12 protein-coding genes are annotated in these 12170 nt (G+C 71.2%); all 12 read right to left on the reverse strand.

Going from position 1 to position 12170, the window contains the following annotated elements; genetic code table 11:
• Positions 1-2077: homocysteine S-methyltransferase family protein (locus tag IE237_RS38635; protein ID WP_189806891.1), on the reverse strand; the 2077-nt coding region annotated here is incomplete at its 3' end.
• Positions 2074-3057: a carbohydrate kinase family protein gene (locus tag IE237_RS38640; RefSeq protein ID WP_189806892.1), complete on the reverse strand. Its 984-nt coding sequence runs from the start codon at positions 3055-3057 to the stop codon at positions 2074-2076. The genes IE237_RS38640 and IE237_RS38635, both read right to left, overlap by 4 nt.
• Before the next feature lie 3 nt (positions 3058-3060).
• Positions 3061-4269 carry a methionine adenosyltransferase gene (metK, locus tag IE237_RS38645; RefSeq protein WP_189806893.1) on the reverse strand — a complete coding sequence of 403 codons (1209 nt, stop codon included), beginning with the start codon at positions 4267-4269 and terminating at the stop codon, positions 3061-3063.
• Positions 4266-4517, reverse strand: a complete 252-nt coding sequence (locus IE237_RS38650; RefSeq protein ID WP_093874787.1) for a phosphopantetheine-binding protein — start codon at positions 4515-4517, stop codon at positions 4266-4268. The genes metK and IE237_RS38650 overlap by 4 nt, the downstream gene beginning before the upstream one ends.
• A 14-nt stretch (positions 4518-4531) precedes the next feature.
• On the reverse strand, positions 4532-4978 hold the full coding sequence (gene acpS, locus IE237_RS38655; protein ID WP_148004825.1) for a holo-ACP synthase: 447 nt from the start codon (positions 4976-4978) through the stop codon (positions 4532-4534).
• 1 nt (position 4979) lies between these two features.
• Positions 4980-5867: a class-II aminoacyl-tRNA synthetase family protein gene (locus tag IE237_RS38660; protein ID WP_189806894.1), complete on the reverse strand. Its 888-nt coding sequence runs from the start codon at positions 5865-5867 to the stop codon at positions 4980-4982.
• 40 nt (positions 5868-5907) lie between these two features.
• Positions 5908-6801: a diiron oxygenase gene (locus IE237_RS38665; protein ID WP_189806895.1), complete on the reverse strand. Its 894-nt coding sequence runs from the start codon at positions 6799-6801 to the stop codon at positions 5908-5910.
• 23 nt (positions 6802-6824) lie between these two features.
• Complete coding sequence (locus IE237_RS38670) at positions 6825-7868, reverse strand: class I SAM-dependent methyltransferase (protein WP_189806896.1); 1044 nt, start codon at positions 7866-7868, stop codon at positions 6825-6827.
• Positions 7865-8707 carry a class I SAM-dependent methyltransferase gene (locus tag IE237_RS38675; RefSeq protein ID WP_189806897.1) on the reverse strand — a complete coding sequence of 281 codons (843 nt, stop codon included), beginning with the start codon at positions 8705-8707 and terminating at the stop codon, positions 7865-7867. The genes IE237_RS38670 and IE237_RS38675 overlap by 4 nt, the downstream gene beginning before the upstream one ends.
• 72 nt (positions 8708-8779) lie before the next feature.
• Positions 8780-9319, reverse strand: coding sequence for a MaoC family dehydratase (locus tag IE237_RS38680; protein WP_189806898.1), 540 nt, complete (start codon positions 9317-9319; stop codon positions 8780-8782).
• Between the two features lie 105 nt (positions 9320-9424).
• Positions 9425-10591, reverse strand: a complete 1167-nt coding sequence (locus IE237_RS38685; RefSeq protein WP_189806899.1) for a trans-sulfuration enzyme family protein — start codon at positions 10589-10591, stop codon at positions 9425-9427.
• Between the two features lie 79 nt (positions 10592-10670).
• Positions 10671-12110 (reverse strand): MFS transporter, encoded by a 1440-nt coding sequence (locus IE237_RS38690; protein ID WP_189806900.1) that lies wholly within the window; start codon positions 12108-12110, stop codon positions 10671-10673.
• Positions 12111-12170 lie beyond the last annotated feature (60 nt).

Here is a 12170-nt window from a genome sequence, read left to right on the forward strand (position 1 = left end):
GCAGCTGCATCTGCCCCGAGCCGAACAGCTCGCCGACGGTCTTCATGCCGTCGAGGAGGATCTCGTTGACGATCTCCAGGGCCGGCCGCTCGGCCAGGGCCTCGTCGAGGTCGGCCTCCAGGCCGTTCTTCTCGCCGTCGACGATCCGCCGCTTGAGGCGCTCGTCCAGTGGCAGCGCGAGGAGCTCCTCCGCCTTGCCGGCCTTGAGGGACTTCGCCGTCGCGCCCTCGAAGAGCTCCAGGAGCCTCTGGAGCGGGTCGTAGCCCTCCCGCCGCCGGTCGTGGATCAGGTCGAGTGCGACCTCGACCTGCTCCGGCTCCAGGCGGGCGATGGGCAGGATCTTCGACGCGTGGACGATCGCCGAGTCCAGGCCCGCCTTCACGCACTCGTCGAGGAAGACCGAGTTGAGGACGATCCGGGCGGCCGGGTTGAGACCGAAGGAGATGTTCGACAGGCCCAGGGTCGTCTGCACGTCCGGGTGGCGGCGCTTCAGCTCGCGGATCGCCTCGATCGTGGCGATGCCGTCCTTCCGCGACTCCTCCTGGCCCGTGCAGATCGTGAAGGTGAGGGTGTCGATCAGGATGTCCGACTCCCTGATCCCCCAGTTGCCCGTGAGGTCCTCGATGAGGCGCTCGGCGATCGCGACCTTGTGATCGGCCGTCCTCGCCTGCCCCTCCTCGTCGATCGTCAGCGCCATCAGCGCCGCGCCGTGCTCCTTCGCGAGCGCCGTGACCTGCGCGAAGCGGGACTCGGGTCCGTCGCCGTCCTCGTAGTTGACCGAGTTGACGACGGCCCGGCCGCCGAGCTTCTCCAGACCGGCCCGCAGCACCCCCACCTCGGTGGAGTCGAGGACGATCGGCAGGGTGGAGGCCGTCGCGAAGCGGCCGGCGAGCTCCTCCATGTCGGCGACGCCGTCGCGGCCCACGTAGTCCACGCAGAGGTCGAGCAGGTGCGCGCCCTCGCGGATCTGGTCGCGTGCCATCTCGACGCAGTCGTCCCAGCGGCCTTCGAGCATGGCCTCGCGGAACTTCTTCGAACCGTTGGCGTTCGTCCGCTCGCCGATCGCCAGGTACGAGGTGTCCTGCCGGAACGGCACATGGCTGTACAGGGAGGACGCGCCGGGCTCCGTGACCGGGTGCCGGTCGAGGACGGCCGCGCCCCGCACCCGCTCCACGATCTGCCGCAGGTGCTCCGGGGTCGTCCCGCAGCAGCCGCCGACCAGGGCCGGGCCGTACTCCCGTACGAACTGCTCCTGGGCGTCGGCCAGTTCGGCCGGCGACAGCGGATAGTGGGCACCGTCCGAGGTCAGCACCGGCAGGCCCGCGTTCGGCATGACCGAGATCGGGATCCGGGCGTGCCGGGAGAGGTGCCGCAGGTGCTCGGCCATCTCCACCGGGCCCGTGGCGCAGTTCAGGCCGATCATGTCGATGCCGAGCGGCTCCAGGGCCGTCAGCGCGGCCCCGATCTCCGAGCCGAGCAGCATCGTGCCCGTCGTCTCCACCGTGACCTGCACGATCACCGGCAGGTCCACGCCGACCCAGTCCAGGGCCCGGCGGGCGCCGATGACGGCCGCCTTCGTCTGGAGCAGGTCCTGCGAGGTCTCGATGAGCAGGGCGTCCGCGCCGCCCCGGATCAGGCCTTCCGCGTTCTGCTGGAAGGCGTCCCGGAGGGGCTCGTACGTGACGTGCCCGAGGGTCGGCAGCTTCGTCCCGGGCCCCATGGAGCCGAGGACCCAGCGGGGGCGCCCGTCGGCGGCCGTGTGGGCGTCGGCGGAGGCGCGGGCGATCCGGGCGCCGGACTCGGACAGCTCGTACACCTGGTTCTCGATGCCGTACTCGGCGAGCGCGGCCAGGTTCGCCCCGAAGGTGTTGGTCTCCACGCAGTCCACGCCGACCGAGAAGTAGGCGTCGTGGACGGAGGCGACGATGTCGGGGCGCGTGAGGTTGAGGATCTCGTTGCAGCCCTCCAGGTTCCGGAAGTCGTCCATCGACGGGTCGGCGGCCTGGAGCATGGTGCCCATCGCCCCGTCGGCGACGACGACCCGCGTCGCGAACTCCTCCCGCAGGGAACGCCTCATGTGAGCCCCCTCAGATGGGTGACGAGCGTCGCCGTGCAGCCGACGCCGTACGTCGTCCTGATCCGGTCCAGGAGGGAGTCCCGGTGCAGCCGGTACTCCTGCGTCCCCACGGAGTCGAGGACGGTCGCCGCGACCGCGCAGCCCAGCTGCGCCGCGCACCGCTCGGGCACGCCCCACAGCGTCCCCGCGAGGAACCCGGAGCGGAACGCGTCCCCGACGCCGGTCGGGTCGACGACCGCGGGGACCTCCACCGCCGGCACCGCCAGCGGGCCGCGGCCCTCGCCGCGGATGCGGACGCCCGCCTCGCCGTGGGTGGTGACCCAGGTGCCGACGCGCCGCAGCACCTCCCCCTCGGTCCAGCCGGACTTCTCCAGGAGGAGAGCCGTCTCGTACTCGTTGGTGAACAGGAACCGGGCCCCGTCCACCAGTTCCCGCACCTCCCCCCCGTCGAGCCGCGCCAGCTGCTGCGACGGATCGGCGGCGAAGGGGATCCCCAGGTCACGGCAGGCGCGGGTGTGCCGGAGCATGGCCTCGGGGTCGTCCGGGGAGACCAGGACCAGTTCCAGCCGGCCGGTGCGCGCCACGACCTCGCGGAGGTCGATCTCGCGCGCCTCGGCCATCGCCCCCGCGTAGAAGGTGGCGATCTGGTTCTGGTCCCGGTCGGTGGTACAGACGAAGCGGGCGGTGTGGAGCGACGCGCTGACGCGCACCGAGTCGGTGTCCACACCGTGGTCCTTCAGCCAGACCCGGTACGGCTCGAAGTCGGCGCCGACCGCGCCGACGAGGGCGGGCCGCAGGCCGAGGACACCGAGCCCGAAGGCGATGTTCGCTGCCACTCCGCCGCGCCTGACCTCCAGGTTGTCGGCGAGGAACGACAGGGAGACCCGGTCGAGCCGGTCGGCGAGCAGCTGCTCGCTGAACCGGCCGGGGAAGGTCATCAGATGGTCGGTCGCGATGGATCCCGTGACAGCGATACGCATGGGTCAGGCCTCCGCCGCCTTCTTCAGGGCCTCCACGCGGTCCGTGCGCTCCCAGGTGAACTCGGGGAGCTCGCGGCCGAAGTGGCCGTACGCCGCGGTCGCCGCGTAGATCGGCCGCTTGAGGTCCAGGTCTCGGATGATCGCCGCCGGCCGCAGGTCGAAGACGGCCGACACGGCTTCCTGGATCCTCTCGTCCGGCAGGGTGCCGGTGCCGAAGGTCTCCACGAAGAGGCCGACCGGCTCCGCCTTGCCGATCGCGTACGCGACCTGCACCTCGCAGCGGCGGGCGAGACCGGCCGCGACGACGTTCTTCGCGACCCAGCGCATCGCGTACGCGGCCGAGCGGTCCACCTTCGACGGGTCCTTGCCGGAGAAGGCGCCGCCGCCGTGCCGGGCCATCCCGCCGTACGTGTCGATGATGATCTTCCGGCCGGTGAGTCCGGCGTCGCCCATCGGGCCGCCGATCTCGAAGCGCCCGGTCGGGTTGACCAGCAGCCGGTAGCCGTCGGACTCCAGGCTGACGCCCTCCTCGACGAGCTGCTTCAGGACGTGCTCGACGACGTACTCGCGGACGTCCGGGGTCAGCAGGCCCTCGACGGAGATGTCGGCCGCGTGCTGCGAGGAGACGACGACCGTGTCGAGGCGGACCGGGCGGTCCCCGTCGTACTCGATGGTGACCTGCGTCTTGCCGTCGGGGCGCAGGTACGGCACGGTGCCGTCCTTGCGGACCTCGGTGAGCCGCCGCGACAGGCGGTGGGCGAGCGCGATCGGCAGCGGCATCAGCTCGGCCGTGTCGTCGCAGGCGTAGCCGAACATCAGGCCCTGGTCGCCGGCGCCCTGGGCCGCCAGCTCGTCGTCCGCGCCCTCCACGCGGGCCTCGTGCGCGGTGTCGACGCCCTGCGCGATGTCCGGCGACTGGGCGCCGATGGACACCGACACGCCGCAGGAGGCGCCGTCGAAGCCCTTCGCGGAGGAGTCGTAGCCGATGTCGAGGACGGCCTCGCGCACCAGCTGGGCTATCGGCGCGTACGCGGAGGTGGTGACCTCGCCGGCGATGTGGACCTGACCGGTGGTGATCAGGGTCTCCACGGCGACCCGGGAGTGGGGGTCCTCGGCGAGCAGCGCGTCGAGGACGGTGTCGCTGATCCGGTCGGCGATCTTGTCGGGGTGGCCCTCGGTCACGGACTCCGAGGTGAAGAGGCGGCGGCTCATGCCTGGGCCTCCGCCGGGGTCTTGAAGAAGTGCTGCTCGATGGCGCCGAGGGTGCGGATGGAGTCGACCTCCAGGGTCTCCATCTGGATGGCGGTGCCGCTCTCCTGCTCCAGGAGGAAGACGAACTCGACGAAGGACAGCGAGTCGATGAGCCGGTTCTCGATCAGGTCCAGGTCGGACGCGATGTCGTCGCGCTCGGGGTGACGCTCGAGGATCCAGTTCTTCACCGTCTGCAGGCCGTCGGCCATGGTTGCTCTCCTTGTTAGCTACTGCTGGATACGTAGGGGGTGGGGGCGATGATCGGCGCGGCGACCGCGACCGCGTAGTCCACGTCGTGGCTGATGGACACGGTGATCTCGGTGATGCCGGACTCCGCCGCCATCTCGGCGGCCGCCCGGTGCAGCTCCACGAGCGGCCAGCCGCCCTCGGAGCGCCGCACGACGATGTCCGGCCACGGCAGGAACCTGCCTCTGACCCGTAAGGTCTTGAACGCCGCTTCCTTCGCCGCGATCCGCCCGCACAGGCTCAGGACGTCGAGCCCCGAGGAGGTACGGCAGTCGGCGAGCTCGCCGGGAGTGAGCATCCGCTCGAAGAACCGCTCCCCGTACTGGGCGAGGAGCCTGCGGACACGGTTGACGGACACGATGTCCATGCCGAGGTTCGCCCACCCCAGGCCGCCCGCCGGCGGGGCGGCGGGACGGGCCGGCACGTCAGATCACCGGCCCGGCCGCGCCGCTCGCGCCGGCCGACGCCCCTCGGGAGGCGTCGAGCACCGCCTGGGTGGCGGACTCCCAGCTGCCGTGGCGGCGGGTCAGCGCCGACAGCCATCGCTCCAGGCCGAAGGCGACGCAGCTGGTGAAGGCCGGTCCGCCGGTCGACGCCAGCGTGATGTCGCAGCGGTCGCCGAAGAAGTTCCGGTGCGTGTTGACCGAGGCGATCGCCAGGTCCTCGTACAGGAACTCGTACTTCACCGGCGTGAGCCGCTGGAGGACCGCCTTGGAGCTGCCCTTGTCGAAGAAGGGGTCGCAGGCCGCCTCCCGGCGCAGCGGCAGGTCGAGCGCCGCCGCGAAGGACTGGATGCGGGTGGTGAACTCGGCGAGGTGGTTCTCGGCGTGCTCGCGGCCGCCGATGGCCACGATCTCCCGCATGCGGAAGCCGAGCTGGCGCCGCATGCCCTCGTAGTGCGTCTCCTTGCGGAAGCACCAGGAGCAGATCGTGACGAGGGTGTCGTCGGCGACCTGGGTGCCCTGGTGGGTCAGGTAGACGGCGTAGCAGGACGCCGAGGGCAGTCCGAGCGCGGCGGGTTCGAGTGCGTCGCTCGGGAAGCGGCCGGCGGTGGTGTCGAAGGGGGTGGTCGCGCGGCGCTCCAGGTCGAGCGGGGCGGCGACGACGGCCTGGTGGGGGAAGTTGTCGTAGTAGTCGAGCTTGGCCAGGTCGGCGGCCGGGAGCAGCGGGGGCATGGTCATGGGGCGGGCGCCCGCTGCCACTCCCCAGCCCTCGAAGGTGTCGTCGAGGAGCCGCAGCAGGCGGGTCCCCTCCGGGCCGAGGGCGGGCAGGCCCCTCGTGTCCCCGATGCTCTCGGGGGTCGTCACGGTCATGGTCGGTGCACCTCTCGGTAGGGAGGTTCCAGGGAGGGGCTCAGACGACGGGCAGGGTGTCGTCGGAGAAGATCCCGGTCTTGAGGAAGAAGGAGAGCGGCTTGCGGATCGCCTTGCGCTCGTGCGGGCGGCGGCTCTCGTCGGCGACCAGGGCGTTGCGCAGGGCCAGCGGGTCGGCGATGCCGGCGTCGCGGTAGACGTGCGGGTTGTAGAGGGAGTTGATGCTGTAGACGACGTACCGCTTGAGGTACGCCTCGACCTCGCGGACCCGCTCGGCGCTCACGGCCTGGCACATCCGCTGGAACAGCAGGGAGACCAGCTCGCGCCCGAAGGCGATGTGGCGGGACTCGTCCTGGTGGTGGATGCGGTTGACCTCGCGGATGGTGTGGCAGAGGGAGGTGTCCTTCGCCATCCGGGAGTTGTAGTGGTCGACGAGCTCCTCGAAGAAGAGGATGCGGGTGAAGACGAGGAAGTTCTCGACCTCGGGCTCCCAGGCGGCGTCGGCGCGCATGGCGGTGGAGCCGTAGATCTTGTGGCCGTAGCGCCGGCAGAACTCGGAGAAGAACCACATGTGTTCGTTCTCCTCACCGATGAAGTGGTGGAAGAAGTCCGAGGGGACCTCGAAGCCCGGCATGTGGATGCGGCCGACGACCTCGATGAGGAGTTCGCGGATGCCGTGCACGTTGAGGCTGTAGAAGTTGATGGACTCCCACTTCGAGAGGCGCTGAAGCGTTTCCTCGCCGAGGGTGTCGTAGTGCTCGGTGCCGTGGACGGTGAGCAGCTCCGGCGTCATCCAGAAACGGTTCTCCTCCAGCGTCTCGGGCCACTGGAAGGTCTGGTACGGGTTGTAGTAGTCCTCGACCGAGCGCTCGCTGAGACGCTCCAGGACCTCCATGAAGCGGTCGGTGACGGGCAGGGGGGCGGTGACGCCCATGATGCGACTCCTTGGGAAGGGGACTACGGCCGGACTTCGTAGACCGCGTTGACCGCGGTCTCGGTGGCGCGCCGCCAGCGGGTGAAGCCGGCCTCCTCGGCGATGCCGCGGAAGGCCTTCTCGCCGGAGTGGTTGCCGAGGGCGTGCGGGCCGCGCTGCGCGACCGCGACCGGCAGGCACATCACGGCGGACAGGGCCATGAACATGCGGGCGGCGGGGGTCTGCGTGTCGATGTCCTGCGGGGAGACGTTGGACTCGACGAGCATCCAGGTGCCGTCCGCGTCCAGGGACTTGTGGACGTGCTGGGCGGCGGCGACCGGGTCGCCCATGTCGTGCAGGGCGTTGAAGAAGCACACCAGGTCGTAGCCGGAGCCCGGGTAGTCGTCGGCGGAGGCGACCTCGAAGACGACCCGGTCGGAGAGGCCGGCCTCCTCGGCGAGCTCCCGCGCGATCGAGATGGCCTCCTCGGAGTAGTCGAAGCCGTGGACGGTGGCGTTCGGGAAGGCCTTCGCGATGAGGAGGGTGGTGTGGCCGACACCGCAGCCGACGTCCGCGACGGTGCCGCCGGCGGCGAGCTTGCCGGTGACCTCGTGCAGGGCGGGCAGCCAGTCGGCGACGAGCTTGTGCTCGTACGTGGGCTGGAAGAAGGAGCCCATGCCGGTGTCGAGGGCCGCGTCGTGCTCGGCCCAGCCGACGCCGTCGCCGGTGCGGTACGCCTCGACGAGCAGGTCCTCGGTCGCGTACAGCGCCTTGAGGGCGGTGAAGAACCCGGCGGCGTAGGTGACGGCCTTCGGGTCGGCGAGGACCTCGACGTGGTCGGCGGGGAGCGTGTACGTGCGGGAGCTGGGGTGCCGCTCGACGTACCCGGCGGAGAGCTGGGCGTGCAGCCACTCCTCGATGTACCGCTCGTTCGTGCCGGTCGCCGCCGCGAGCTGCCCGGCGGTGAGCGGTCCCTGCGCGGCCAGCGCCCGGTAGAGGCCGAGGCGCTCGCCGAGGGCGACGGTCAGGCCGCGGACGGCCGCGCCCGCGTCGGTGATGACCCGCTGGTGGAAGTCGTGGGCGCTCATGCGGCCTTCCCCTCCTCGAACGTGGGCGTGTCGCAGGTGAACAGGAAGGAGCGGGGCATGCGCGGGACGGAGCGGGCCGGCACCGGGTAGGGCCAGCGGTCGAAGGCGGCCCCGTCCTCACCGGGCTGCTTGACCTCCCGTACGGCCCAGCCGCAGTCGGCGAGCAGCGTCTCGGGCTCCTCGGTGCCGAAGAGCCACGGGTTGCCGTCCTCCTCCAGGGCCTTCATGAAGCCGCGGGCGAGGGGGTTCTCCAGGGCGGACTTCGAGATGACGTCGCCGAGCAGTACGGAGCCGGGCGCGGCGTGCGCGGAGAGCGTCGAGATGAGGGTCCGTACGGCCTGCTCGGGCAGGAAGAACAGCAGGCCCTCGACCACCCACAGGACGGGCTCCTCGCTCTTCCAGCCGGCCTCCTTCAGGGGGCCGGTCCAGTCCTGGGTGAGGTCGACGGGGACGGTGACCCGGGTGCGTCCCGCGGGCTGCGGCTCGTCCTTGAGCATCTCGGCCTTGGCCTCCAGGAGGGCCGGGCGGTCGAGTTCGTAGACGGTGACGCCGTCGGGCCAGGGCAGCCGGAAGAAGCGGGTGTCCATGCCGGCGGCGAGGAAGACGACCTGGCGGATGCCGCGCTCCTCCACCGCCTTCACGACGGCCCGGTCGAGGTAGGTGGTGCGGATGGCGAGGAACGGCACGATGCCGCCCCCGTCGTAGCGCGCGAGCAGTTCGAAGCCGGTCTCGTCGGCGACGGTGCGCGCGTAGGGATCGGCGAACAGCCGGTCCTCGCGCTCGGTCTCCAGGGCGCGCGCGGCGGCGGTCCACTGGGCGGTGCGGGATACGGCCTCCACAGGAGGTCCCCCTTCGGTTGGGTTGCGGAGATACGGACGGCCGTGTTCAGGGGCCCGACGAAGGACGGTTCGTCAGGCGCTCATGGCCGGGACACAGTTCTTGGCCGGTCGCACGCAGGCGACGGGGTCCTCGGCCGCGGGCATCGACGACAGATGGCCGGCCTCGGAGTCGGCGGGGCGCCGGCGGAAGATGCTGTGCAGGATCATGCTGAACACGGCCGTCCCGTCGGCGGCCACGAGCGTGCACCGCGGCTTGACGGTGCCGGTGGCGGGATTGAACGGCGACGGGGTGGAGCCGAGGATCTCGACGCGCGCGGTGAGGACGTCACCCGGGCGCACGGGCCGCAGATAGCGGACCTCGTCGATGCCGGGCGAGCCCGTACAGGCGCTGTAGGCGAGCAGTCCGTCGACGTAGCGGCGCATGAACATGGACTGGGTGTGGAACCCGCTCGCGATCAGACCGCCGAACGGGGAGTCCTTCGCGAGCTCGGGGTCCGTGTGGAAGGGCTGCGGGTCGAAGCGCCTGCCGAACTCCAGCACCTCCTCCGCCGTGACGGTGACGGTGCCCAGCTCATGGACGTCGCCGGGCCGGAAGTCCTCGAAGTAGCGCATCGCGCGCCCCCCTTGACCTAGGAGTGGTCTTTTCCTGGCACCTCCAAATCTACGAATCACTCCATTATTTTGTCAACCCAAAAGAAGGGCCCGGAGGGCCCTTCGTCACAGGGCTTGCTCCATGTCCTTCCACAGGTCCTCCACGTCCTCGATGCCGACGGACATCCGCACCAGGCCGGGAGCGATCCCCGCCGCCGCCAGCTCGTTCTCGTCCAGCTCGCGGTGGGACGTGGACGCCGGATGGGCGACGAGCGTCTCGACGCCGCCGAGCGAGAGCGCGAGCTTCGCGAGCCGTACGCGCTCGATGAAGGCCCGGCCCGCCTCCCGGCCCCCGGCGAGCCGGAAGGAGAGCAGCCCGCCACCGCCGGCCAGGACCTTCCGGGCGATGCCGTACGAGGGATGGTCGGCGCGCCACGGGTAGTGCACGGACCCGATCGCGCGGTGCGCGGCGAGCAGTTCGGCGAGGGCGGCGGCGTTGGCGCAGTGCTCGCGCATCCGCAGGGGCAGCGTGGGGATCCCGCGCAGGGTGAGCCAGGCCGCGAACGGGTCGGCGCAGGCGCCGAGTTCGACCGTGCGGGGCCACACCCGGCGGCGCAGCGCCCCGTCGGCGAAGACGGCCGCGCCGCCCAGCACGTCGGAGTGCCCGGAGAGGTACTTGGTGGTGGAGTGCACGACGATGTCGGCGCCGAGCTCCAGGGGGCGGCACAGGACGGGCGAGGCGAGCGAGTTGTCGACCAGGCTCGTGACCCCGAGGGCGCGCGCGGCGGCGAGGAGCCCGGGCAGGTCGGGGACCTGGCCTGTGGGGTTGGCGATCGTCTCCAGGACGAGGAGGCGGGTGGCCGGGTGCACGGCGGCGTCCGTCAGCTCGGCCGGGTCATCGCCGGATATCCGTACGACCTCGATCCCGTACCGCTCGGCCAGGTCCGACAGGACCGCGTGCGTCCCGCCGTACAGGCAGCGCTGGGCGACCACCCGGTCGCCGGGCCGCAGCAGGGCGAGGAGCACGCCGCTGAGGGCGCCCATGCCGGAGGCGAAGGCGATCGCCCCCTCTCCTCCTTCGAGCCCCGCGAGGGTCTGCTCCAGGGCCCGCACGGTCGGGTTGCCGCGGCGGCTGTAGACGTACCGCCCGTCGGGGCCGGCCATCGCGTCGGCGAGGTCGGCGGCGGAGTCGAAGGCGAAGGCGGAGGACTGCACGAGGGGCACGGAGAGCGGCCTGCTGCCGCTCGGGAAGGGCTCGTTGACGACGTGCACGGCACGGGTGTTCAGTTCCACGGCTCTGTCCTTTCCGGATACGGAAAAGGGGCCGCCCGACGTCCGGGGGCGGACATCGGGCGGCCCCTTCGGGGCGGGGTCAGGCGGAGACCTTCTCGCCCTGGGGGGCGGGGGCGGCGGCGGCCTCGGCCGCGACCGCCTTGTCGCCCTTCATGACGAGGAGGGTGACGACACCGCCGACGGCGGCGATGATCGCGGCGCCGATGAAGGCGGCCGAGAAGCCGTCGGTCAGCTTCGGGAGGTTGCCGAGCTGGTCGGCTCCCTGGGACATGGCGACGGCGGTGAGCGCGGCGAGGCCGAGCGCGGAGCCGACGTTGTAGGTGGTGTTGACGATGCCGGAGGCGAGGCCGGCCTGCTCCTGCGGGGCGCCGGACATGGCCGCGATCATCGCCGGGATGTAGGCGAGGGACATGCCGAGCGCGGCGACGAGCGAGGCGGGCAGGACGTCGACCAGGAAGGTGCCGGTGGGCGGGACGGCGGCGAGCCAGACCAGTCCGGCGGCGAGGAGCAGCAGGCCGATGCCGATGAGCGGCTTGGCGCCGACCTTCATCATGAGCCGGGCGGTGATGGCCGTCATGAAGATCATGAGGAGCACGGTCATCGGGAGCAGCGCGGCACCGGAGGCGAAGGCGCCGTAGCCCAGGACCTGCTGGAGGTACAGGTTGAGGAAGTACCACATCGGGATCCAGGCGGCGCCGAGCAGCGTCATCGCCAGGTTGGCCGAGCCGAGGCGCGGGACCCGCCAGACGCTGAGCGGCATGAGCGGCTCGCGGATGCTCTTCTGGATCGCGAAGAACAGGGCCAGGAGCACCGCGGCGCCGACCAGTTCCAGGATGGTCGCGGTGGAGCCCCAGCCGACCTCGGGGGCGCGGACGACGGCGAAGACGGCGAGCGCGAGACCGGCGGTGACGGCGACGGCGCCGAGGACGTCGACGGAGCCGCGGCGGGACTCGACGTTCGGGAGGAGCCTGGTCGCGGCGAGGGTCGCGAGGCCGATCGGGATGTAGATGATGAAGACCCACTGCCAGGCGGCCCACTCGGTGAAGACGCCGCCGAGGAAGACGCCCGCGGTGCCGCCGGCGGGAGCGGCGGCGCCGTAGAGCGCCATCGCCTTGCCGAGCTCCTTCGGGTCGTGCATGAAGAGCATCATCAGCAGGGTCATGGCGGAGGGCGCGATGAGCGCGCCGCCGACGCCCTGCACGGCGCGACCGGCGATCTCGACCCAGGCGGTCTGGGCGGCCGCGGCGAGAACCGAGCCGGCGATCATCACGGCCCAGCCGGTGACGAAGATCTTCCGGGCTCCGACGAGGTCGGAGAGGCGTCCGCCGAGGAGCAGCAGGCCACCGAAGACGATCACGTAGGCGTTGAAGACCCACTGGAGCTCGCCCTGCGTGAAGCCCAGGTCCTTCTGCATCTCGGGGAGCGCGACCCCGATGATCGAGGTGTCCATGATGACCATGAACTGAGCGGCGGCGAGCACGACAAGTGCCCACCAGCGCCGGGGATTGACGGTTGACATTGCCCTGACCCTTCACTCGCTGCTGCATACCCCTAGGGGGTACCTGTGCGGAGCACCGTA

The sequence above is a fragment of the Streptomyces tanashiensis genome (assembly GCF_014648895.1).
In the GTDB taxonomy this organism is placed as follows: Bacteria; Actinomycetota; Actinomycetes; order Streptomycetales; family Streptomycetaceae; genus Streptomyces; species Streptomyces tanashiensis.

Bases quoted from the DNA above. Each gene is read 5' to 3' on its own strand.
- IE237_RS38640 (WP_189806892.1), bottom strand. From the start codon at position 3,057: ATGCGTATCGCTGTCACGGGATCCATCGCGACCGACCATCTGATGACC.
- metK (WP_189806893.1), bottom strand. From the start codon at position 4,269: ATGAGCCGCCGCCTCTTCACCTCGGAGTCCGTGACCGAGGGCCACCCC.
- IE237_RS38650 (WP_093874787.1), bottom strand. From the start codon at position 4,517: ATGGCCGACGGCCTGCAGACGGTGAAGAACTGGATCCTCGAGCGTCAC.
- IE237_RS38660 (WP_189806894.1), bottom strand. From the start codon at position 5,867: ATGACCGTGACGACCCCCGAGAGCATCGGGGACACGAGGGGCCTGCCC.
- IE237_RS38665 (WP_189806895.1), bottom strand. From the start codon at position 6,801: ATGGGCGTCACCGCCCCCCTGCCCGTCACCGACCGCTTCATGGAGGTC.
- IE237_RS38670 (WP_189806896.1), bottom strand. From the start codon at position 7,868: ATGAGCGCCCACGACTTCCACCAGCGGGTCATCACCGACGCGGGCGCG.
- IE237_RS38680 (WP_189806898.1), bottom strand. From the start codon at position 9,319: ATGCGCTACTTCGAGGACTTCCGGCCCGGCGACGTCCATGAGCTGGGC.
- IE237_RS38690 (WP_189806900.1), bottom strand. From the start codon at position 12,110: ATGTCAACCGTCAATCCCCGGCGCTGGTGGGCACTTGTCGTGCTCGCC.